This window comes from Caulobacter sp. FG7 (assembly GCF_057808875.1).
The window spans coordinates 83,678-106,448 of record NZ_JBMDIW010000010.1 but is presented as its reverse complement, the minus strand read 5'-3'; the positions used below and the strand labels follow the sequence as shown (position 1 = coordinate 106,448).

The window sequence follows — 22,771 nt, the reverse complement described above, 5'->3', positions numbered from 1 at the left end:
CCGACGCTCCTAAGGCCGCGGGATCGCCTGGCTGAAGTTGAAGACCCTGTCGGGGTCGGCCTTGGCCTTGATCGCCTTCAGCCTGCCGAGGTTCTCGCCGTAATAGGCCGTGGCGAAGTAGTCGGCCCTCTTGGGATCGTGCGACAGCGAGGGGTCGGCGAAGTTCTGGTAGGCCCCGCCACCGGCCCGCGGCCACATGGCGGCGTAGAACTCGTCCTGCCAGACGCGGTTGGCGTCGAGCAGGATCTTGTTGTGGCTGTCGCCCTCGCTCCAGTAGAGGCCCACCACCATCAGCCAGTGGCTGTCGCGGTGCACGAAGGCGGTGTCGCCCGGCTTGGGCGTGTTGATCGCGCCCCCGGTCTGGAAGAAACGCAGGTCGCAGTAGCCGTTGACGCCCGGCCATTGGCGCAGATGCCTGAAGCCTAGCGCCAGGTCCTCCAGGCCGAACTTCGGGTTCCTGACGAAGCCAGAGCGCTCCTGGTAGAAGGTGGCGAAGCCGTCCTCGTGCAGGAAGTCCTGCGCCGCCCAGTAGGGCAGCTCGTTGACGCCCGCCCCGCCGGTGGGCTGGGCGACGTCGAGCACGGGCTTGAGGATCTTCAGCAGTTCCTCGCGCGGGCCGGCGTACTGGCCCAGCACGCTGATCGGCACGTCGTAGCCGGCCTTGTATTGGAGCGGCGTGATCGCCCCGAACGACACCCGCGAGCCCAGCTTGCCGGGCGCGGCGTTCAGCACCTCCATCAGCATGGCGCCCAGGGCCTCGACCGAGACGCCGGGGCGGATCTCCGGCGTACGGCTCCAGGAAAGGTCGAAGACGGTGACGACCTTGCCCTTCACGTCGAAGGTCTGCAGGGCGAACTCGGTGCTGACCCCGAAATTGCCGCCGCCGCCGCCCTGGCAGGCCCAGAACAGGTCGGCGTCGCGGGGGTCGGGCGCCTTGGCCAGGAGCCGGCGCTGGGCGCCGTCGGCCAGCACGATCTTGCTCTCGACCAGCTGGTCGCAGGCCATGCCATGAGCGCGCATGTTGAAGCCGATGCCGCCGCCAAGCAGGAAGCCCGCCGCCCCCACCGACGGGCAGCGGCCATGGGTCACCGCGCGGTCCTCGGCGCGCAGCAGGCGATAGAGGTCACGGTTGCGGGCCCCGGCCCCGAACCGGGCGACGCCGGTCGTCTTGTCGTAGCGGGCGTAGTTGATCAGGCTGGTCTCGATCAGCAGGCCGTCGGTCACCGAATAGCCGGCATAGGAATGGCCGCCGCCGCGGATGATCGGCCGGATGTTGTTCTCGCGCGCCCAGCGGACGGCGAAACTGACCTCGTCGGCCGAGGCGCAGCGGGCCACGCCCTGCGGCAGGGTGTGGGCGTAGCGCAGATTGTTGGGCAGGGCGATCACCTGGTAGTCGGCGTCGCCCAGGCGCAGCAGCCGGCCCGAAAGCGCCTTGGACAGTTGCGCCCAGCGGGCCTCCGGCGGGCCGCCCGGCGCGGGCGTCGGCGGCAAGGCCCCCAGACGTGGGTCGGCATAGGCCGCGACAGGCGCCAGGGCGGCGCTGGCCGCCAGGAAGCCGCCCGCGGCCAGGAAGTCTCGCCGGCTGGCGAAGTAGCGCTTGGTCTGCATCGTGTCCCCCACTCTCTCTTGTCTGGTTGGCCTGATCGTTCGATCAGAGGCAGTCGGCCGCCGCCTTGCGCAGGTCGGGCGCGCCGGACGGGCGCTTGGGATCCAGCATCAGCTTCTCCTCGCCGCTCAGTCCGGCGCGGGCCGCGTCGAAACCTTCCCCCCGGCCGCGCGCATAGTCCTCCAACGCCGCCATCGCCTTGGGCGACAGCTGGGCCTGCAGGACGTTGGACGCGCAGGCGCAGCCCACGCGGTCGAGCTTCAGTCCGAAGGCCTCAAGTTCACCGTCCAGGCAGGCCTTGGTCACCGCCGCGCGCTGGGCCGCGGGCGTGTCGGCCTGCACCCGACCACAGCCACTCAAGGCCAGCACCGCCAAAATCGTCAGAATCGCACGCATGATCTTCCCCTACCCAGCCAGGGTGGCGATGCACGCATCGGTTTTATGTGAAAATTATAACGCCACGCGGGTTTCCCGTCCGCCATGGGCGCCGTAGCGGAAGTCTTTGTGAAACCGCCATTGCCACCGGTGTCTTCCTGGCTCATCTAGGCGTCCGGGCGGGCTTGAAGACCCGCCGGTTCATTATCGAGGCGCCCCCGTGACCACCGACACCGCCGCCAGCCAGGCCCTCCGCCTCTCGGCCACCAGCTTCCCCGCCGCCCTGCCCGGCGTCGCCCTGCCGGCCTATGCGCGCGACAAGGTGGAGATCGGCGTCGTCCACTTCGGTCCCGGGGCCTTCCATCGCGCCCACCAGGCCTTCTATTTCGACCAGCTGCTGGCCAGCGATCCGCGCTGGGGCGTCTGCGCCGTCTCGCTGAAGAGCCCCGGCGTGCGCGACGCTCTATCGCCGCAGGACGGCCTCTACACCCTGGCCCAGTTGGACCACGAGACCAGCTTCCGGGTCATCGGCTCGATCCTGGAGGTGCTGGTCGCGCCGGAGGACCCCGAGGCGGTGTTCGCCCGCCTGGCCGCCCCGCAGACCCGCATGGTCACCCTGACCGTCACCGAAAAGGGCTACACCCTGACCGGCGAGGGCAAGCTCGACATCGCCCATCCCGACATCGTCCACGACCTGGCCTCGCCCAGCCGGCCGATCAGCGCCGTGGGCTACATCGTCGAGGGGCTGCGCCGCCGCTTCGCCGCCGGCCTGGCGCCTTACGCCGTCGTGGCCTGCGACAACCTCGCCGACAACGGCTGGCGGCTGAGGGCGGCCACGGTGGCCTTCGCCCAGGCCGTCGATCCGGCCCTGGCCTCGTGGATCGAGCAGCACGCAGCCTTCCCGCGGACCATGGTCGACAGCATCACACCGGCCACCGACGACGCCCTGCGCGCCCGCGTGCAGGCCGCCACGGGCCTCTTCGACGCCTGGCCGATCCAGCGCGAGGCCTTCACCCAGTGGGTGGTCGAGGACGTGCTCGGCGATGGAGCTCCCGATCTGGCCAGCGTCGGCGTGACCCTGACCGACGACGTGCGCGGCTTCGAGCGGGCCAAGCTGCGCCTGCTGAACGGCGTCCACTCGACCCTGGCCTATGCCGGCCTGCTGAAGGGTCATGAGACGGTGTTCGAGGCGGTGGGCGATCCGGCGCTGGAGGCCCTGGCCCGCGACCTGATGGTCAAGGACATCATCCCGACCCTGACCGCGCCGCGTGGCCTGGATCTTCCCGCCTACGCCGAAGCGATCCTCGACCGCTTCCGCAATCCCGAGATCCGCCACTTCCTCAGCCAGATCGCCTGGGATGGTTCGCAGAAGCTGCCGTTCCGCATTCTGGGCACGGTGAAGGACGCCCTTGCGGCCGACCAGAGCGTCGATCGCCTGGCCGTGCCGATCGCCGCCTGGTTCCAGTTCCTGAAGCTGCGCGCCGCCGAGGGCGCAGCCGTCACCGACCCGCTGGCCGATCGCCTGCTGGCCGTGGTCCAGGCCCTGCCGGGCGACACAAAAGGCGATGTCGCCGCGTTCCTGGCGGTGGAAGCCGTGTTCCCGGCTGAACTGGCGGGCGACGCCCGGTTCGTGGCGGCGGTCGAGAAGGCGTACGGCGAGCTGGGCTAACTCCTCACCCGTAAAACCCCCGCGAAAGCGGGGGCCCAGGCTTCTTCTGAAACGCGTGGCGCTCGACGATAAAACACCTGGGTCCCCGCTTTCGCGGGGATTTTACGGAAAGAGGGAAACCGCGCCTACGGCTTCCAGTCCGGCAGGTTGGCCAGCTGATCCTTGGTCAGCCTGGTGCGCACGAGATAGTCGTTCGGATCGCCGGGCTCGGGCGCGACCGAGACGTCGGCCAGAGCGACCACCACCTTCTTGTCGGGACCCACGCGGTCGATCTCGATGACCACGGCGGTCGGCTTGCCGGCCGCGTCCAGCAATACGTGCTCGACCTCGCCGGCCTTCCTGTTGGCCGAGTCGATGACGTCGGCGTCCTCGATCTGGCCGACGGTGAAGCTACCCTTGGCGCTAAGCGTCTCGTCACGGGCGATGGTCGATTGAGCGAAGGCCGCGCCGCCGACCATGGCGAGCGCGACGGCGGTCATGACGATCCGCTTCATGGGCTGTCTCCGTGTTGATGCCCGAAGCGAACGCTCCGTACACGGCGACGTTCCGGGGCTAGGCCCGCACGCCCTTTCCCAGCACCACGGGGGCGACGGTGCCCAGCAGGATCTTCAGGTCGAACAGGAACGAGGCGCGGGCGAGGTACTCGGCGTCCAGCGCCACCTTGTCGGGGATGGCCAGTTCGTCGCGACCGTTGATCTGGGCCCAGCCGGTGACGCCGGGACGCAGGGCGTGGACGCCGGCGGCGGTGCGGGCGGCCACCAGGTCGTCCTGGTTGAACAGCGCCGGACGCGGGCCAACCAGGCTCATGTGGCCGACCAGCACGCTCCACAGCTGCGGCAGCTCGTCGAGGCTGGTCTTGCGCAGGAACGGCCCGACCGGCGTCAGCCAGCGGTGCGGATCGTCCAGCAGGTGGGTGGCGACCTCGGGGGTGTCGATCCGCATGGTGCGGAACTTCGGCATCGGAAACAGGCGGTTGCCCCGCCCAACCCGCTGCGACCAGTAGACCGCCGGCCCCGGCGAGGTGGCGCGCACCAGCACAGCCACCACCGCCAGCGGCAGGGCCAGCACGGCAAGGCCCGCCGCGGCGGCGGCGAAGTCGAAGGCGCGCTTCAGCACCGGATCAGGCCAGGTCGCTGGCCGCCGCGTCGAGCAGCAGGTAGGCGCGGCCGGCCTCAGAGGCCAGCAGGGCGGCGACGAGGAAGCCCTCGCGATCCTGCTGGGCCGCCTCGTTCACCATGCCGGCGTAACGGCGCACGAAGCGCTCGGCGTTGGCCTTCAGCGTGGCGTCGGAGAACAGGCGACGGACCAGGCGACGGATCGCGGCCGGGGCCAGCTTCTTGACCACCTCGCGGGCGCCGGCCTCGTCGTGGGTCTGGATGGCGGCGGCGATCTCGTCGATACGGCCGCGCGGCAGCAGGGCCGACGGGTCGATGCCCATGGCCAGGATCTCGCCGGCCAGCTTCTCGCCCAGGGCCGCGTCGCCCGGCGAGCTGGCCTGCATGTCGCCCAGCAGGTTCTTCCAGCTCCAGCCGCCCTCGTCCTGCGCAGGTTCGGGCGGCGGGGTCGGCGCCGCGCCACGACCGCCGGCGGCGTCGAACATGGTGCGGAACTCGTCGTCGGTGGCCGTCGGGGTCAGCTTCAGGCGCTGGCGCGGCGGCGGCTCCAGCGGCGCGAAGTCGTCATTGGGATAGGCCGGCGGCTGCGGGGCCTGGGCGCGCGGCGGCTGCGGCGCGGGCTGGACCGGCGGCGGCGGCGCCTGGCGCTGCTGGGGCGGCGGGGCCGGTTGCGGCGCAGGTTGCGGCGGACGCACCAGGGCCGAGGCGCCGCGGCTCTGCGGCGCGACGAAGCTCGGGGTCTGGGAAGCGGCCGCGTTCATCTGCGTCACCGCCTCGCTCAGCATTTCGTAGTTGCGGCGAACGCGGTCCTGGAAGGCCTGGTCGATGGCCGCCGTCTCCTCGGCGGTGCGGCGGGCGGCGGCCCGCAGGTCGTCGATGCCCTTCTCGATCTGGGCGCGGACCTCGGCGGCGCGGGCCAGGGCCTCGCCCGGCAGCGCGGCGCTGCTCTGGCCGGCCTCGACCAGCAGGCGCTCCATCTCGGCGATCGCCGTGCGGGCGGTCTCGACGCTTTCGGCCAGCTTCTGTGCGGTGCGGGCGCCGGCCTGCTCGACCACCTGGGCGGCGTTCTCGATCAGGTCGCGGGCCTCCTGCATGCGCGACTCGAACACGGCGTCGGCCTTCTGGCCGGCCGAGAAGGCGATCTCGTTCAGCTGGTCGACGCGGCCGCGCGCGGTCTCGACGCGCAGCTCGACACCCTCCCCGGCCCGCTGGGCGGCGTCGGTGATGGCGTTCATGGCGCGGGTCAGCTCGCCCTCGAGGTCGCCGCGACGGTCGGCGGCGGCGGCCTCCAGGCGGGCCAGAGCGGCCTGGGTTTCTGCGGCCAGGGCCTCGCGCTCGGCGCGGGCGGCCTCGGTCATCTCGCGCAGCTGGTCGCCGGACGAGACGATCAGGCCGCGCAGCACCTCGGCGCCCATGGCGGCGATGTCGCCGAGCTCGGAGGCGCCGACGCGGGTGTAGGCCACGAACTCGGTGAGTTGGGCGGTGCGGGTCTCGGTCTCCGAGGAGAAGTCTTCCTGGTCGGCGCGCAGGGCCTGGGCGGCGGTCACCAGGGCCGCGCGCTGCGACGCCAGGCTGCGCTCGACATTGCCGATCTGGTCGCCGACGCCCTGGCCGGCGGTCTCCAGGCGGGCGATCTGGCGCGACAGGTCCTCGGCCCCGACGCGGGCGGCGTCGGACGCCTCGGCGGCGGCGGCGGCCAGGTCGGCGGCGCGGGCGGCCAGGGCGGCCTCGGCTTCGCGCAGCTGGGTTTCGGCCAGGTCGGAGGCCTCGGCGACCATGCGGGCCTGGCTGCCGATGGCGTCGACCACGCCGGTCGACTGGGTGTCGAGGGCGGCCGACAGCGCCTGCATGGCGGTGCGCTCGTGGCCCAGGCCCTCGGCCAGCTGCTTGGCCATGCGGCTGGACGAATCGGCGGCCTCGACCAGGCGGGCGGTTTCTTCAGCCAAGGCCTGGCGCAGGGTGATGATGCGTTCGCGGGCGGCGTCGGCGGCGCTGGTGGCCGCGTCGATCTGGCCGCTGAGGGCGTCGACCACGCCGGTCGCCCCGGCGGCGGCCAGGGTCGCGGGCGTGAGCAGTTGGTCGGTCAGCTGGCGCGTGCGGCGCAGCTCGGCCGAAACGCCCATGGCCTGACGCAGCATATACGCGGCCAGCAGGATGAAGGCGGCCGGCCCCGCGGCCAGGGCGGCGAACACCGCCATGGTCACCGGCATCGGCAGGGTCGGGCCGTAGCCCAGGGCGAACATCACCGGCGCCACGGCCCACAGGGCGGCGACGCAGACGGCCATGCTCCAGTAGACGCCGCCCGGCATCGGCTTGTGTTCGGCGCGCTCGGCCAGGGCCTGCACCGGACGTTCGGCCACGGCCGGACGCGCGGCCGGCTCCGACTTGGCCGGCGGTTCGGGCTCGGGACGCGGGGCCGGCGGCTGGGCCGCGGCGGGCGCGGTCAGGAAGGTCGGCAGCGGCGGCAGGTCGTCGGCCGGCGGGCGCTCGGCTGTGCGCGTGCGCCGGGCTCGCGATTCCGGCGGCGGGGCGAATTCGGGCATAGGCTCGGGTGCGGGCGGCGAGGCCTCGGCGACCGGCTCGGGCCCCGGCGGCGCGACGGGCTCGGGCGGGGTCGGTTCGGGCGGCGGGGAAGACCCGCGGAAGAACGAACGGCGCGCCGAAGAACGGTCCTCGCGCAGCACCGGTTCGAACGGCTCGGCGACGGGCTGCGCCGGTTCGGCTTCAGGCTCGGGCGCGGGTTCAGGTGCGGGCCCCGACGCGATCGCCTCGGGCGCGATCGCCGAGGTCAGCGGTTCGGGCGCCGGCTCAGCCTGCGGTTCCGGCGGCTGGTAGGACGGCGGGCGCGCGCCGCGCGGCGGCGCGGCCAGGAAGCCCGTCCCCGGCAGATCGGCGATGTCGAGATCGTTGTCCGGCTCGCTGATCGGGGCGTCGGGATCCGGCTCGGCGAGATCGAAGGCGGACGATTCCGACTCAGGCAGGCCAGCCGTATTCGCCGCATCATCGCGGGGCGTCTCCACCGGCAGGGTGGAAAAGTCGAGCGGTCGGCGCTTCTTAGGCTTCATACGCAGCCACTGTCCCAAGGCGAACGACGAGGGGGCCTCTCACAGCGACGCAGCGCGCAAGCCCCTTCATCGCGCAGGCGAGTAAACCTAGCCGCGAAAGGCGTCCGCGCATAGCCGGTTGACGCGGTTTTCCCCAAAGCGGACCGAGTGTTGCGCGATTTTGGGAGGCGCCGCCCCGACGATCCCGGGGCGGACGGATCAGGCGCGGGCGAGGCGCGCGGCCTGCTCGGGACAGATGATCTTGGGCGCGGTTTCGAGGCGCGCGGCCTCGCGAGGCGAACGCGCGACGGTGCGCTCGACCTTCGGCTTGATGATCTTTTCCTCGATCACCACGCCAAACTGGCAAAGCGCCGTGGCCGAGAGCCACAGCACGATCGCTGCGAGGAGTTCTGACAAGAATGACATCGGCTTACCCGTCGATCCGATAGCGTTGTTATGCCGCAATCAATGGCCGTGCTCGAATGAACTTTTGGTCATGTTGACGCAACGGCGCCCACACAAGCTGACAGCGCCCCTAGATTTCTGCGCCTTGCTCCAGAGGCCCCAGAGACCTAGGTCGCAGGCTCCCCCGGTTTTCGCCCAGCGCCCCCCCGGCGCGACGGCGGAGTTTTTCTGTTTGCGGACGACCGTCTTGGCCCTTACCCAGCTTGCACCCCAGGCGCCCGCCGTCGCTTACGAGCCGCCGATGCCGCTGATCACGCCTGCCCGCCTCACCCACCTGCAGCGCCTGGAAGCCGAGAGCATCCACATCATGCGCGAAGTGGCGGCCGAGTGCGAAAACCCGGTCATGCTGTATTCGATCGGCAAGGACAGCGCGGTGATGCTGCACCTGGCCGCCAAGGCGTTCTATCCGAGCAAGCCGCCCTTCCCGCTGCTGCACGTCGACACGACCTGGAAGTTCAAGGCGATGTACGAGCTGCGCGACAAGATCGCCGAGCAGCTTGGTTTTGATCTCCTGGTCCACAAAAACCCCGAGGCCGAGGCGCGCGGCATCAACCCGTTCGACCACGGCAGCGCCCTGCACACCGACCTCTGGAAGACCGAAGGCCTCAAGCAGGCCCTGGCCAAGTACGGCTTCGACGCGGCCTTCGGCGGCGCCCGCCGCGACGAGGAAAAGAGCCGCGCCAAGGAGCGGGTGTTCAGCTTCCGCTCGGCCGAGCAGCGCTGGGATCCCAAGAACCAGCGCCCTGAACTCTGGAAGCTCTACAACACCCGCAAGCATCCCGGTGAGAGCCTGCGCGTCTTCCCGATCTCCAACTGGACCGAGCTGGACGTCTGGCAATACATCCACCTGGAGAACATCCCGATCGTGCCGCTCTACTTCTCGGCCCCGCGGCCGGTGGTCGAGCGCGACGGCGCCCTGATCATGGTCGACGACGAGCGTTTCCGCCTGCGCGAGGGCGAAGAGCCGCAGATCAGGAGCGTGCGCTTCCGCACCTTGGGCTGCTACCCGCTGACCGGCGCCGTCGAGAGCACCGCCTCGACCCTGCCCGAGATCATCCAGGAGATGCTCCTGACCACCACCAGCGAGCGCCAGGGGCGGGTCATCGACCACGACCAGTCCGCCTCGATGGAGAAGAAGAAGCAGGAGGGCTACTTCTGATGGCTCACCAGTCCGCCCTCATCGCCGAAGACATCGAAGCCTATCTCGAGGCTCACCAGAACAAGTCGCTGCTGCGCTTCATCACCTGCGGCAGCGTCGACGACGGCAAGTCCACCCTGATCGGCCGGCTGCTCTACGACAGCAAGATGATCTTCGAGGACCAGATGGCCGCCCTCGAGGCCGACTCCAAGCGCGTGGGCACGCAAGGCGGGGCGATCGACTTCGCCCTGCTGGTCGACGGCCTGGCCGCCGAGCGCGAGCAAGGCATCACCATCGACGTCGCCTACCGGTTCTTCTCGACCGACAAGCGCAAGTTCATCGTCGCCGACACCCCCGGCCACGAACAATATACCCGCAACATGGTCACCGGGGCCTCGACCGCCGACGCGGCCGTGATCCTGATCGACGCGCGCAAGGGCGTGCTGACCCAGACCCGCCGCCACTCCTACCTCGTGTCCTTGCTCGGCATCCGCAACGTGGTGCTGGCGGTCAACAAGATGGACCTGGTCGGCTGGGACCAGGCGACCTTCGACGCCATCGTCGCCGACTATCGCGCCTTCGCCGAGAAGATCGGTCTGTCGGTGTTCACCCCGATCCCGATCTCGGGCCTGGGCGGCGACAACATCGCCGTGCGCAGCGAGCACACCGCGTGGTTCGACGGCCCGATCCTGATGGACTGGCTCGAAAGCGTCGAGGTCGAAGACAGCCTGCAGGCGCAAGCCTTCCGGATGCCGGTGCAGTGGGTCAATCGTCCGAACCTCGACTTCCGCGGCTTCTCGGGCCAGCTGGCCTCGGGCGTCGTCAAGCCGGGCGACCGGGTCAAGGTGCTGCCCTCGGGCCGCGAGAGCCGGGTGTCGCGCATCGTCACCCTGCCGGGCGACCTCGACCAGGCCGTGGCCGGCCAGTCGGTGACCATCACCCTGGCCGACGAAGTGGACGTCTCCAGAGGCGACGTGCTGGTCGCCGCCGACAGCCCCAGCGCCGTCGCCGGCCAGTTCGAGGCCACCCTGGTGTGGATGGATGACGAGCCCCTGCCCCCGGGCCGCTCCTACCTCCTGAAGATCGGCGCGCGCCTCGTGGGCGCCAGCGTCACCGAGATCAAGCACCGGGTGAACGTCAACACGCTGGAGCACACGGCCGCCAAGCGGCTTGAGCTCAACGAGATCGCCCACGTCAACATCTCGCTCGACCAGGCCATTCCGTTCGAGGCCTATGCCGACAACCGCGACCTGGGCGGTTTCATCCTGATCGACCGGATCAGCAACCGCACCGTCGGCGCGGGCCTGCTGAACTTCGCCCTGCGCCGGGCCGACAACATCCACTGGCAGCACACCGACGTCTCCAAGGCCTCGCGCGCGGCCCTGAAGAGCCAGCGCGGCCGGGTGGTGTGGCTGACGGGCCTGTCGGGCGCGGGCAAGTCGACCATCGCCAACCTGGTCGAAAAGCGCCTGCACGCGCTGGGCCGCCACACCTACCTGCTGGATGGCGACAATGTGCGCCACGGCCTCAACAAGGACCTCGGCTTCACCGAGGAAGACCGCGTCGAGAACATCCGCCGGGTGGCCGAAGTCGCCAAGCTGATGGTCGACGCCGGCCTGATCGTGCTCACCGCCTTCATCTCGCCCTACCGGGCCGAGCGCCGCCTGGCCCGTGAAATCCTCAACGAGGGCGAGTTCGTCGAGGTGTTCGTCGACACTCCCCTGGCCGTGGCCGAGAGCCGCGACGTCAAGGGCCTCTACAAGAAGGCGCGCTCGGGCCAGCTGAAGAACTTCACCGGCATCGACAGCCCCTACGAGGCGCCCGAGGCGGCCGAACTGGTCATCGACACGACCAAGGTCGATCCGGTCGCGGCGGCCGAACAGATCGTCGCCTGGCTGGAAGGCGAAGAGATCGCCTACGAAATCTGACCTGGCAAGCACGCCGGCCCTGGGTGCAGGGCCGGCGTACGCTTTCCCTCAGACGGAAAACCCGTACTCGAGCAAGGTGCAGTAGCCGTCGCCCTGGATGGTGTAGGTGAGATTGACGACCTTGTTCTGGGCCTGGGCCGAGAGCAGCCCCGACACATAGGCCTCGTAGTTCCCGAAGGTCGTGTTGATATAGGCGAAGTTGCCCGCGCAGCCCGTCAAGGGCGTGTCCAGCGTCACCCGGAAGGAACCGTTGCCCGGGCTGGAGAAAAACAGGGCGAGGATACGCCCCGACTTCGTCGCCGTGGTTTGGGCGAAGGCCGGCGTCGAAGCCCCCATCGCGAAGCCCGCAATGGCCAGCGCGGTCAACACTCTACGCATGGAACCCCCTCGAACTGAAACCCAGACCCGCTGATCTCGAATCCCCCTCGCATCAGCGGCGAGCAGGTTCGAGACACGGCAACCCAAGGTCAAGCTTGATGACGAGGTACGGCGCGGTTGAGCAGAAGCGCGCCGCAAAGACCCGCCGCCCCTAGTGCCGCCATCGCCCAGTAGCCCTTCACGCCCAGGGCGTCGAACAGAGGGCCCGAGGCGAGGGTCGCCAGGCCCAGGGTGAAGCCTTGCGACACCGCCGAGTTCAGCGCCTGGGCGGCCGAGGCGCTCTTGGGCGGCGTCAGGCGCTCGATCAGTTGCAGCGAGGCCAGGAAGCTGGCCGCGAAGGTGAAGGCATGCAGCATCTGCAGCGGGAACAGCGCCCATAGCGGCGGAGCGGAGGCGTAGGCGGTCCAGCGGATCACCGCCGCGCCCGCGCCCATGACCAGCAGCCGTCCGGGTCCCACGCGGCGGCGCCAGGGCTCCAGGAACCACATGAAGCCGACCTCGGCCGCGACGCCGACGCCCCACAGCACGCCGATCATCGGCTCGGGGATCTCCTGCTTGCGCCAGAGGATGGTCGAGAAGCTGTAGTAGAAGCCGTGCGCCCCCTGGATCAGGCCAGCGGTGACCACCGCCAGCACGAACACCCGGTCGGTCAGCAGACTGCCCAGGCCCTTCCAGCGGTCGCGCTTGGCGGGCGCCTCGCCCTCCTCGTGCACGCGCTCGGGCGGCACGAGGGCGAAGGCGGCGAAGGCCGTCAGCAGGGCGGCCACCGTGATCCAGACGACGATGACCTCGGCGCCGACGAGGGTCAGCACGACGCCCATGGCCAGGTTTGCGGCGATGAAGGCGCTGGAGCCCGACCCGCGCGGCAGGCCGTAGTTGAAGCCTTCCAGCCGCGCGCGGCGCAGGGTGACCACGTCGATCAGCGGCGAGATGGTCGAAAACAGGGTCGCGCCCAGCAGCCAGCAGACCAGCAGCCCCCAGAAGCCCGGCGCGACCAGCATGGCCAGGTAGGCGCAGGCGGCGGCGACCGCCAGCAGGATCATCGGCGAGCGGCGGAACTTGAAGCCGTCGGCCCAGACGGCCAGCGCGGCGCCGGTGAACGGCTTGAGCAGCAGCGGCGCGGCCAGCACCGCCCCGATCTCGGCCCCTGACAAGCCCTTGGCCCGCAGGAAGGTCGCCACGTAAGGCAGGCTCACCCCGATGACCAGATAGATGGCCACGTAGAACAGGCTGAGACGGGCGACGAGCGGCATGGCCCGCTCGTAGAGCGGTGTTGGGCGAAGGGGAAGCGGTTTCAGATCCTCCCCCTGAAGGGGGAGGTGTCGGCGAAGCCGACGGAGGGGGATATAACCTCCCACGCCGACGACTTCACCAGTTTCCGCAGGGACTTCCCCCTCCGGCCCTTCGGGCCACCTCTCCCTTCAGGGGGGAGGATCTTTTACTCAGCCCCGCCGAAGCGCGCGGCCCATTCGGCGATCATGTCGTCGTCGATCTTCTTGAACAGCACTTCGGGCGCACGCACCGTCTGGCCGGCCGGGACGGTCGACAGTTCGGCGGCGACGTCCGACGACGGCCAGGCGGGCGGCCAGGCTTGGCCGAAGGCCTCGCCGATCTTCTCGGCGGCGAACGGGATGAACGGGGCCGAAATGCGGGCGTAGAGCGCGGCCAGGTTCAGGGCCGTGCGCACGATCACCGCGGCGCGGTCACGGTCGGTCTTGATCGCCGTCCACGGAGCGGCTTCCTGCAGATACTCGTTGCCGACCACCCACAGGGCCCGCAGCGCCTGGGCGCTCTTGCGGATCTCGATGGCGTCCATCTGCTCGGCGAGGTCGGCCAGGCGTTCGGCGACGTCGGCGTAGAGCTTCTCCTCCAGCGGACCAGCCTCGCCGCCCTCCGGCACGACGCCGTCGAACTTGCTCTCGGTGAACTTCAGGATGCGATTGACGAAGTTGCCCAGCACGTCGGCCAGGTCGCGGTTCACGGCGCTGGCGAACTGCTCCCAGGTGAAGGCCGTGTCGCTGCCTTCCGGCGAGTTCGAGGTCAGGTACCAGCGCCACAGATCCGGCGGCAGGATGTCGAGCGCCGCGTCCATGAACACGCCGCGCTTGCTGCTGGTCGAGAACTTGCCGCCGTACCAGTTCAGCCAGTTGAAGGCCTTGAGCATGTCGACGCTCTTCCACGGCTCTTCAGAGCCGAGGATGGTGGCCGGGAAGCTGACGGTGTGGAACGCCACGTTGTCCTTGCCCATGAACTGGACGTAGCGGACGTCGTCGGCGCCGGCGTCGGTGCGCCACCACGACCGCCAGTCGCGATCGGCGCCCGCCTCGGCCCATTCCTGGGTGGCGGCGATGTATTCGATCGGGGCGTCGAACCAGACGTAGAAGACCTTCTCTTCCATCCCCGGACGCGGCAGGCCGTCCTTGGTCACCGGCACGCCCCAGGCCAGGTCGCGGGTGATGCCGCGATCGATCAGGCCTTCATCCAGGTGCTTGTAGGCGATCGACTTGGCCAGGGTCGGCCAATCGGGGTGGCTGTCGACCCAGGCGCGGATGCGATCGGCCATCTTGGTCTGGAGCAGGTAGAGGTGCTTGGTGTCGCGCACCTCCAGGTTCCGAGAGCCCGAGATCACCGAGTAAGGGTCCTTCAGGTCGGTCGGGTCCAGCAGGTTGCCGCAGTTGTCGCACTGGTCGCCGCGGGCCTTCTCGAAGCCGCAGTGCGGGCAGGTGCCCTCGATGTAGCGGTCGGGCAGGAAGCGGCGGTCGTCGATCGAGTAGACCATCTGGTCGACCCGTTCCTCGATCAGCCCCTGCGCTTCCAGCACCTCGGCGAAGTGCTGGGTCAGGCGATGGTTCTGCGGCGAGGACGAGCGGCCGAAGTGATCCCACGACAGGCCAAACGCGCGGCCCACGTCGTGCTGCAGCACGTGCTGCTCCTCGCAGTAGGTCTGGACATCCTGGCCGGCGGCCGAGGCGGCCAGCTCGGCCGGGGTGCCGTGCTCGTCGGTGGCGCAGATGTAGAGGGTGTCGTGGCCCCGGGCCCGCTGGAAGCGTGCATAGACGTCGGCCGGCAGCATCGAGCCCGCGAGGTTGCCCAGGTGCTTGATGCCGTTGATGTACGGCAGGGCCGAGGTAATCAGGATGCGGGCCATGGAACGGGCGTCTTTCCGGGGGCGAACGAGAAACAGGAGGCGTCCGCATATAGAAGCCCCCGCGCCGAAGGGAAAGCTTCGCGGCGCGCCCGCAACCCTGCGGGTCACGAAATCCCGGGCTCGCGCCTCAGGCGTTTTCGGGTTTGGATGTCCAGCGCTGGACTGGAGGCCTCATGACCCGCCGTCGCCTGCCGCTGCTGTTGCTCGTCCTCCTCGTGCTGCTGGCCGGCGGCTGGTGGTGGTGGCGCGAGCGGCCCGATCCGTTGGTGATGCACGTCTTCCCCGGCGTGCGCGGCCCGGCCAAGGCCTCGAAGATCGTCGAGCCGCCTCGCACGCGCATAGCCCAGTTCGATCAGGGCGGCCCGCACCGCCTGGCGATTCTGGTCACCGACCCACAGTCGGGGTGGCTTGGCCTGGTGCGCGGCTTCCGCGCCCACGGCGTGCCCATCACGGTGACGCAGGATCCCGCCAAGGCCCTGACCCACAAGGTGGTGCTGGTCTATCCGATCGTCTCGGGCCGGGTGCTCAGCGCCGAGCAGTTGCGGGCCCTGGCCCAGCACGTACGCGACGGCGGCACGGTGCTGGCCTTCAACCTGGCGGGCGGCGGACTTGGCGAACTGTTCGGCGTCGGCGAGGGAACCGAGGCCTCCTCTCGCCTGCGCATGCGCTGGAGCAAGACGATCGGCGAGCCCGAGAGCGACGAGATCGTCGTCTCCTCCACCGGCGAAGCCAAGGTCGCCAGCGTCGGCTACGCCCCGGGGACGGCGCAGGTGGCGGCTCGTTTCGACGACGGCTCGGTCGCGGCCGCCTGCCGGCGGGCGGGCGGCCAGGCCTGCGTGCTGGGCGTCGACCTAGGCTCGCTGGCCCAGCGCGCCATGAACGGCCGGGCCGAAGCCCTGGCCCGGCGCTACGTCAATGGCTACGAGCCGTCGCTGGACAGCCTGTTCCGCTGGGTGCGCGACCTCTACGTCGCCGGCGAGCCGATGCCTTGGCTGGTCTCCACCACGCCCGCCGGCAGGCAGGTGTCGGTCCTGTTCACCCACGACGTCGACTACGGGCCGTCGGTACACAACGCCCTGGCCTATGCCGACGCCCTGAAGGCCCGGGACATCCGCGGGACCTTCTTCGTCCAGACCAAATACATGAAGGACTACAACGACAAGGTGTTCTTCGAGGACGCCGCCGTGGCCGACGTCGAAGGCCTGCTGGCGCGCGGCCAGGAGGTGGGCAGCCACACCGTCGCCCACTCAGGCGCCTTCGAGCACGCCATGCCGCTGGGCGACGGGCGCGAGCGCTATCCGCGCTACCGCCCCTTCGTCGAGACGGTCGACAAGGTGAAAGGCGCCACGATCCTCGGCGAGCTTCGGGTGTCGAAATTCCTGCTCGAGCGGCTGGCGGGCGCGGAGGTGGTCTCGTTCCGGCCTGGACGCCTGGCCTATCCGTTCACCCTGCCCCAGGCCCTGGAAGCCAGCGGCTATCGCTATTCCTCGTCGATCACCGCCAACACGGTGCTGACCCACCTGCCCTTCCAGCTGACCGACGGACGGGCAGACGGCGCCCTGCAGCCGGTGTTCGAGTTCCCGGTCGCCATCGAGGACGAGGAGGCCCCGCCCCTGCTGCAGCGGCTCGACGCGGCGGACGCCCTGGTGACGCGCGTGGCCCGGGATGGAGGCGTGGTCACGGTGCTGATCCATCCCAACACCGTCGGCAACAAGCTGAGGTTCGAGGAAGCCCTGGCCGACCGCTGGAAGGGCCGGGCCTGGATGGGGTCGACCCAGGCCTTCGGCGACTGGTGGACGGCGCGAGACGCGCTGGACCTCGACGTCCAGCCTGACCGCGCGGGCTGGGTCCTGACCGCCGGCGCGCCCAAGGGCGTCTCGGATGTCGAGGTCCTGCTGCCCAAGTCCGCCAAGGGACGCGTGACGCTGGGCCTGCCGGCCGGCGGCCGCTCGACCACGGCGATCCAGTGAGGCGCCTGCTGCTCGCCTTGCTGCTGGCCGCCCTCGCCTGCCCGGCCGTGGCCGCGCCACGGCTGATCTGGTCGGACGAATTCGACGGCGATCGGCTGGATCCTGCCAGGTGGACGGCGGCGACCGACTGCTGGGGCGGCGGCAACGAGGAGCGCCAGTGCTACGCGCCGGCCAACGTCTCGGTATCGGGCGGGGTGCTGCGGCTGAACGCCCGCAAGGAGCACGCGTCAGGCCCCGCCCGTCGCGATGGCGGCCCGCGGGTCAGCCGCGACTACGCCTCGGGCGGCGTCAGCACCAAGGGCCTGGCCTCGTTCCGCTACGGCCGCATCGAGGTGCGCGCCAAGCTGCCGCTGGGCCAGGGGCTGTGGCCGGCGATCTGGATGCTGCCCGAGCACGACAACTACGGCCCCTACCCGCTGTCGGGCGAGATCGACATCGCCGAGGCCGTGAACCTGGGCGTACGCTGCCGATCGTGCCGCGACCGGGTGCGGGCGGCGGTGCATCACGGCCCCACGCTGAGGGCCAACCGCAGCGACTCGGCCGACACGGCCCTGGGCGACCTGACGGCCTTCCACGTGTTCGCTTTGGAATGGACGCCGAACCGGCTGACCTGGCTGCTCGACGGCAAGCCCTATTTCACCCGCGCGGGCGGACGGCCCTTCGACGAGCGCTTCCACCTGATCCTCAACCTGGCGGTCGGCGGGCGGTGGGCGGAGACGACGGGCCGGCGCGGCGTCGACGACGCGGCCTTGCCCGAAAGCCTGCTGGTGGACTGGGTGCGCGTCTACGCACCAGAAGACTAGGCGGCGGGCAAGCGCCCCCGGCTCCAGAAGGGGATCAAGAAGCCGGGGACGCGCCCCCCCAAGGGCGAGGTTTGGCGGATTTAGTTCGTGTCCGCGGCCACCGGATCGGCGGCCGAAACCACGCCGTCCTTGTTGGTGTCGTGGGTCACGAACATCCGCCAGCCCGAATAGGCGAACTCGGCCGGAGTGATGCCGCCGCTCTTGTCGCTGTCGAGGACGCCGAAGCGCACGTCGGCCTGGCGCATCTGGCGAACGCGCTCCTCTTCCTTCTTCTCGGCGGTCTCGGTCGAGGCGGCCAGGCGCTTCTCGAGACGGACCTTGAACTCGCCGACGTACTCTTCCTTGGACAGCACGCCGTTCCCGTCGGTGTCGATGGCCTTGAACAGCCGGTCGCGGGTGATGACGAACTCTTCCTTGGTGACGATCCCGTCGCCGTTGACGTCCTGCTCCTTGATGAAGGTGTCGCGGGCGTGCGAGGCGGCCAGGGCCGGGGCGGAGACGGCCGCCAGGACGGCGGCCAGGATCAGGGTGTTGCGGATCATGTCGGCTCTCAGCGCAGGGATTCGAAGGTCAGGGAGTAGGTGTGGCTCTGGCCGGGCTGACCGGCGGCGGCCGGGGCGACGCGGTAGCGGGCCTGCACCTGGTAGACGCCCGAGCGCTCGGGCTTCAGCTCGAAGCGGCCCTGGGCGTCGCTCTTGACGGTGACCGGGGCGGCCTTGACGTCGGCGTAGCGGTCGCCGCCGGCGGTCAAGGTGATCTCCTGGCCGGCCACCGGCTTGCCGTCGTACAGCACCACGAACTTGGCCGGCTGGCCGGTGGTGATGTCGCTGGGATGGGTGACCGCCTGGAACTCCAGGCCCTTGCCGACCGGGGCCAGGGCGCCGTTGCTGGGCGCGCCGCGGGTGACGTAGACGTCGGCGGTGGTGATGCTCTGCATGTCGACCACTTCGGCCCCAGCCGGGGCCTTGCCCGGCTCGAGGAACTCCCATTCGCCATTGACCAGCGTGGCCTTGCCGACGCGGCCGGCGCGCTGGCCGGTGGTGATGCGGTAGGTGCCGGCGGTCTCGACCGGAGCCTCGACCAGCGCCAGCTCGCGCAGGTAGGTCGGGGTCAGGGCTTTGCGCACGCCGTCAGGACCGACCACGGCGTAGGTGTCGGACTTCATCACCACTTCAGGGGTGAAGAAGCTTTCGGTGAACGAGCCCTGGACGGTCACGATCTTGCGGTCGGAGACGTCGAAGGTGCTGGGCAGCATGTAGGGCGAGTGAGCGTGCGCCAGGCCGGACAGGCCAAGGCCCGCCAGCAGCGCCGCCGAAGCGAGCATGGTCTTCATCGGAATCCCCCTTCCAGGACGATCGGTGCGTTGAAGAGGCTCCTATTGCGGATGAATCTAAGAATCAATTGCAAATAACTTGACCAAGCCGCCAGACGGTCGTAGCTCCCCATCCAACGAATGCGAACAATTCGCATCTGAGGCCGAAAACTGGGGATCTCGAACTTTGTCGCGCAACAGACTCGCCTATCTCGCCGCCGTCTCGGCCGGCGCCCTGCTCTCCGCCACGGCGGCCCTCGCGGCCGATGCGCCGTCGGCCGACGTCGCCGAAGTCGACAAGGTCACCGTCACCGCCACGCGCAGCGAGAAGTCGGTCCTGGACGTTCCGGCGACCGTCTCCGTGACGACGAGCCAGGAGATCGAGGACGCCCTGGTCAACGACGTGAAGGACCTGGTGCGCTTCGAGCCGGGCGTGTCGGTGCGCAGCGCCCCTTCCCGCTTCACCGCCGCCGGCGCCTCGACGGGCCGTGACGGCAACGCCGGCTTCGCCATCCGCGGCCTCGAAAGCAATCGCGTGCTGATCATGGTCGACGGCGTGCGCGTGCCCGACGGCTACGCCTTCGGCGCCCAGTCGGTCGGTCGCGGCGACTATGTCGACGTCGACGTCCTGAAGTCGGTCGAGATCGTCCGCGGCCCCGCCTCGGCGCTGTACGGCAGCGACGGCGTCGCCGGCTCGGTCAGCTTCTTCACCAAGGATCCGTCCGACATCCTGAAGGGCAAGAGCTTCGCCGCGCGCGGTCGCGTGGGCTACGCCTCGGCCGACGAAAGCTGGACCGAAAGCGCCCTGGTGGCCGGCGCCAGCGGCCGCTGGGAAGGCCTGCTGGCCTACACCCGCCGCGACGGGCATGAGACCGAGACGCAAGGGACCAACGGTACGGCCACCGCCGGCCGCACGGTCGCCAACCCCGAGGACAACCAGTCCAACGCCATCCTCGGCAAGCTGGTCTTCAACCTCGACGACCGCAACAAGTTCAGCCTGACCGTCGACCACCTGGATCGCGACATCGACTGGAACGTGCTGTCGGCGATCACCATCCTGCCGGCCAACCCGACCACGGCCCAGGTCGCGGGCGCCACGATCGGCCTCACCGCCTTCGACAAGATGCGTCGCGACCGCGTCAGCCTGGCCCACGTCTTCACCGGCGGCCAGGGCCTGATCGAGAGCGCCCGCACCACCGTCTATTACCAGGACGCCACCACGCGGCAGTTCTCGGCCGAGGACTTCCGCACCAACGCCGACCGCACCCGCGACGCCAAGTTCGACAACGAGGTGTTCGGCGGCGCGATCGAACTGAACAGCAAGGCCAGCCTGGCCGGGATCGATCACCAGATCGTCTGGGGCGGCGACGCCTCGATCACGCGCCAGACGGGCCTGCGCGGCGGCACCGTGCCTGGGGCCGGCGAAACCTTCCCGAACCACCCGTTCCCGGTCACCGACTACACCCTGATCGGCGCCTATGTGCAGGACGAGTTCTCGGCCGGTCCGGTCACCTTCTACCCGGCCCTGCGCTACGACTACTACAAGCTGGAACCCAAGAACGACCCGCTGTTCACGGCCAACACGCCGGTGAGCCAGAGCGACTCGCGGTTCTCGCCCAAGCTGTCGGCCGTGTGGCAGGTCACCGACCTGATCAGCGTGTTCGGCAACGCCGCCACCGGCTTCAAGGCCCCCTCGCCTTCGCAGGTCAACAACGGCTTCTCCAACCCGGTCCGCTTCTACAAGTCGATCGCCAATCCGGACCTGAAGCCCGAGACCAGCCGCAGCTTCGAACTGGGCTTCCGCCTGCGCCGGCCGACCTGGAACCTCGGCGTCACGGGCTTCACCGGCAAGTACGACGACTTTATCGAGCAGATCCAGGTCGGCGGCGCCTTCACCGCCGCCAATCCGGCGGTCTACCAGTACGTCAACCTGGCCGAGGCCGAGATCAGCGGGGCCGAGGCTCGCGGCGAGGTCTTCATCGGCGAAGCCTGGCGCCTGATCGGTACGGCCGCCTATGCGCGCGGCTACTCGACCAACGCCGGCAAGAGCACGCCTCTGCAGTCGGTCGACCCGGCCAAGTTCACGGCCGGCCTGTCCTACCGCGACCCGGCCGGCCGCTTCGGCGGCCAGTTCAGCGTCATGCACGTGCAGAAGAAGTCTTTCGACAGCCTGGGCGTCACCTGCACGGGCACGTGCTTCGCTCCGCCGGCCTTCACCACGGCCGACGCCACCGCCTACTGGAACGTCACCGACGCGGTCACCGTCCGCGGCGGCGTCTTCAACCTCACCGACGAGAAATACTGGTGGTGGAGCGACGTGCGCGGCGCGGCCGCGACCGGCACGGTGACCGCCCCGGTGGTCGTCGACGGCTACACCGCTCCGGGACGCAACTACAGCGTCTCGCTGGCGGTCAAGTTCTAGGACCCCAAAAGGTCCTTACCGAGACACGCGGTCGTAATGTTGCGGCGACCGCGTGGCCCCGTCCTCCTCCGCGCCATGTCGGCCCGGCGCCTGGAGGACGGGGCGTTTTATTGCCTGGAGCACGCTTCAGCGCCCGCCTTCGCGGCGTCGCAAAAAGAACGGGAAATCGTCGTCGCATCGCCCGGGACAAGCGCGCCGACCCCTGCTAGCAACGGCGCATCCGCAAACGGGAGTTCGCATGCTGCGCCGCCTCTACGACTGGGTCATGGGCCTGGCCGCCTCGCGTCACGCCCCCACCAGCCTGTTCGCCGTGTCCTTCGCGGAGAGCTCGTTCTTTCCCGTCCCGCCGGACGTGATGCTGGCCCCGATGGTGCTGGCCCGCCCGGACCGCGCCTGGCGCTATGCCTTCATCTGCACGCTGGCCTCGGTGCTGGGCGGCATCCTGGGCTACGCCATCGGCTACTTCCTGACCCCCGTGGGCCAATGGATGATGGCCGCCACCGGCCACGCCGGGGGCCTCGCCGAATTCAAGTGCTGGTACGACAAGTACGGGGTGTGGGTGATCCTCGCCAAGGGCCTGACCCCCATCCCCTACAAGCTGGTGACCATCGCCTCGGGCCTGGCGGCCTTCAGCTTCCCGATGTTCATCTTCGCCTCGGTCGTCACCCGCGGCGCGCGCTTCTTCCTCGTCGCCTTCGTGGTCAAGAAGTTCGGCCCGACCCTGCTGCCGGTGATCGAGCGCCGGCTGGCGCTCGTGGCCGGCGGTTTGATCCTGCTCCTTGTCATCGGCCTCGCCGCGAGCCATTTCCTGGGGGGAAGCAGCGGAGGCGCGTGCGCCGTATGACCACCGACACCCCGGCCGTGACGACCACTGGCCCCCTCGTTCCAAAGCGTCCGCCCCTGGCATGGGTCGCCCGGCACTGGCCGGTCCTGGCCTTCGCAGCCAGCGCGATCATGCTGGGCGCGGCCCATGCGTTCGAGAGCTTCGGGGGTCTTGCGCCCTGCCACCTGTGCCTGAAGCAGCGCGAGGTCTACTGGGTCGCCGGAACCGTCGGCCTGATCGCCACCGTCCTGCAGCGCACGCCCCTTTGGACGCGCCTGCGCGCGCCGGCCCTGTGGCTGCTGGGCGCGATCTTCCTCTACGGCGCGGGCCTGGCGGCCTTCCACGCCGGCGTCGAATGGAAGTGGTGGCCCGGCCCCAGCACCTGCACCGGCGGCGGTCTGGCCACCTCCGACGACCTGGTGGCCATGCTGAAGGGCGCCAAGATCGCCCCGCCGATGTGCGACAAGGCCGCCTGGGTGTTCCTGGGCCTGTCGATGGCCGGCTGGAACGCCCTGGTCTCGCTGGGCCTGGCGCTCGTTTCGGCCTTCGCCGCCCTTCGCTCCAAGGAGGCCTGA

General features: G+C 69.8%; 19 protein-coding genes and 1 pseudogene. 8 read left to right on the top strand and 12 right to left on the bottom strand.

The window, feature by feature from the left end:
- Positions 1–9: 9 nt before the first annotated feature.
- Both ACODR1_RS10460 and ACODR1_RS10455 read right to left on the bottom strand, forming a co-directional pair.
- Positions 10–1,608, bottom strand: coding sequence for an FAD-binding oxidoreductase (locus ACODR1_RS10460; protein WP_488880387.1), 1,599 nt, complete (start codon positions 1,606–1,608; stop codon positions 10–12).
- Positions 1,609–1,651: 43 nt separating this feature from the next.
- Entirely contained in the window at positions 1,652–2,002 is a 351-nt protein-coding gene (locus ACODR1_RS10455) for a hypothetical protein (protein WP_488880386.1), read from the bottom strand.
- 199 nt (positions 2,003–2,201) lie between these two features.
- Between ACODR1_RS10455 and ACODR1_RS10450 the strand changes: the two genes are divergently transcribed.
- Positions 2,202–3,650 carry a mannitol dehydrogenase family protein gene (locus ACODR1_RS10450; RefSeq protein WP_488880385.1) on the top strand — a complete coding sequence of 483 codons (1,449 nt, stop codon included), beginning with the start codon at positions 2,202–2,204 and terminating at the stop codon, positions 3,648–3,650.
- Between the two features lie 125 nt (positions 3,651–3,775).
- On the opposite strand, the gene ACODR1_RS10445 is transcribed toward ACODR1_RS10450, so the two are convergent.
- The 4 genes from ACODR1_RS10445 to ACODR1_RS10430 all read right to left on the bottom strand — a co-directional run bounded on the left by ACODR1_RS10445 (position 3,776) and on the right by ACODR1_RS10430 (position 8,226).
- Positions 3,776–4,144: a PRC-barrel domain-containing protein gene (locus tag ACODR1_RS10445; protein WP_488880384.1), complete on the bottom strand. Its 369-nt coding sequence runs from the start codon at positions 4,142–4,144 to the stop codon at positions 3,776–3,778.
- A gap of 58 nt (positions 4,145–4,202) precedes the next feature.
- Entirely contained in the window at positions 4,203–4,763 is a 561-nt protein-coding gene (locus ACODR1_RS10440; protein ID WP_488880435.1) for a sugar transferase, read from the bottom strand.
- 7 nt (positions 4,764–4,770) lie between these two features.
- Positions 4,771–7,830: a coiled-coil domain-containing protein gene (locus ACODR1_RS10435; RefSeq protein WP_488880383.1), complete on the bottom strand. Its 3,060-nt coding sequence runs from the start codon at positions 7,828–7,830 to the stop codon at positions 4,771–4,773.
- Positions 7,831–8,028: 198 nt separating this feature from the next.
- Positions 8,029–8,226: a hypothetical protein gene (locus ACODR1_RS10430; protein WP_133244772.1), complete on the bottom strand. Its 198-nt coding sequence runs from the start codon at positions 8,224–8,226 to the stop codon at positions 8,029–8,031.
- A gap of 235 nt (positions 8,227–8,461) precedes the next feature.
- Between ACODR1_RS10430 and cysD the strand changes: the two genes are divergently transcribed.
- Both cysD and cysN read left to right on the top strand, forming a co-directional pair.
- Entirely contained in the window at positions 8,462–9,433 is a 972-nt protein-coding gene (gene cysD / locus ACODR1_RS10425; protein ID WP_488880382.1) for a sulfate adenylyltransferase subunit CysD, read from the top strand.
- Positions 9,433–11,340, top strand: coding sequence for a sulfate adenylyltransferase subunit CysN (gene cysN / locus ACODR1_RS10420; RefSeq protein WP_488880381.1), 1,908 nt, complete (start codon positions 9,433–9,435; stop codon positions 11,338–11,340). Before cysD ends, cysN begins: the two co-directional genes overlap by 1 nt.
- A 48-nt stretch (positions 11,341–11,388) precedes the next feature.
- Here the strand turns inward: cysN and ACODR1_RS10415 are convergent, their stop codons facing one another.
- The 4 genes and pseudogenes from ACODR1_RS10415 to metG form a co-directional block, all read right to left on the bottom strand.
- Positions 11,389–11,718: a hypothetical protein gene (locus ACODR1_RS10415; RefSeq protein ID WP_488880380.1), complete on the bottom strand. Its 330-nt coding sequence runs from the start codon at positions 11,716–11,718 to the stop codon at positions 11,389–11,391.
- An 89-nt stretch (positions 11,719–11,807) separates the two neighbouring features.
- Positions 11,808–12,971: an MFS transporter gene (locus ACODR1_RS10410; RefSeq protein WP_488880434.1), complete on the bottom strand. Its 1,164-nt coding sequence runs from the start codon at positions 12,969–12,971 to the stop codon at positions 11,808–11,810.
- 18 nt (positions 12,972–12,989) lie between these two features.
- A pseudogene (locus tag ACODR1_RS10405) lies at positions 12,990–13,069 on the bottom strand (hypothetical protein); the annotation flags it as partial.
- A gap of 87 nt (positions 13,070–13,156) precedes the next feature.
- Positions 13,157–14,866, bottom strand: coding sequence for a methionine--tRNA ligase (gene metG, locus ACODR1_RS10400; protein ID WP_488880379.1), 1,710 nt, complete (start codon positions 14,864–14,866; stop codon positions 13,157–13,159).
- Between the two features lie 173 nt (positions 14,867–15,039).
- On the opposite strand from metG, the gene ACODR1_RS10395 reads away from it, so the two are divergent.
- Together ACODR1_RS10395 and ACODR1_RS10390 are read left to right on the top strand one after the other, a co-directional pair.
- Complete coding sequence (locus ACODR1_RS10395; protein WP_488880378.1) at positions 15,040–16,836, top strand: polysaccharide deacetylase family protein; 1,797 nt, start codon at positions 15,040–15,042, stop codon at positions 16,834–16,836.
- Complete coding sequence (locus ACODR1_RS10390) at positions 16,833–17,639, top strand: glycoside hydrolase family 16 protein (RefSeq protein ID WP_488880377.1); 807 nt, start codon at positions 16,833–16,835, stop codon at positions 17,637–17,639. Before ACODR1_RS10395 ends, ACODR1_RS10390 begins: the two co-directional genes overlap by 4 nt.
- 80 nt (positions 17,640–17,719) lie before the next feature.
- Here ACODR1_RS10390 and ACODR1_RS10385 read toward each other — a convergent pair whose 3' ends face one another.
- The gene (locus ACODR1_RS10385) at positions 17,720–18,181 is read right to left on the bottom strand and encodes an EF-hand domain-containing protein (protein WP_488880376.1); all 462 of its coding nucleotides are present in this window, start codon (positions 18,179–18,181) and stop codon (positions 17,720–17,722) included.
- Positions 18,182–18,189: 8 nt separating this feature from the next.
- Positions 18,190–18,972, bottom strand: a complete 783-nt coding sequence (locus ACODR1_RS10380; RefSeq protein WP_488880375.1) for a DUF4198 domain-containing protein — start codon at positions 18,970–18,972, stop codon at positions 18,190–18,192.
- A gap of 166 nt (positions 18,973–19,138) precedes the next feature.
- Here ACODR1_RS10380 and ACODR1_RS10375 point away from each other — a divergent pair, with 166 nt between their 5' ends.
- The 3 genes from ACODR1_RS10375 to ACODR1_RS10365 all read left to right on the top strand — a co-directional run bounded on the left by ACODR1_RS10375 (position 19,139) and on the right by ACODR1_RS10365 (position 22,771).
- Complete coding sequence (locus ACODR1_RS10375; RefSeq protein WP_488880374.1) at positions 19,139–21,373, top strand: TonB-dependent hemoglobin/transferrin/lactoferrin family receptor; 2,235 nt, start codon at positions 19,139–19,141, stop codon at positions 21,371–21,373.
- A gap of 238 nt (positions 21,374–21,611) precedes the next feature.
- Positions 21,612–22,217: a YqaA family protein gene (locus ACODR1_RS10370; RefSeq protein WP_488880373.1), complete on the top strand. Its 606-nt coding sequence runs from the start codon at positions 21,612–21,614 to the stop codon at positions 22,215–22,217.
- Positions 22,214–22,771, top strand: coding sequence for a disulfide bond formation protein B (locus ACODR1_RS10365; protein WP_488880372.1), 558 nt, complete (start codon positions 22,214–22,216; stop codon positions 22,769–22,771). The genes ACODR1_RS10370 and ACODR1_RS10365 overlap by 4 nt, the downstream gene beginning before the upstream one ends.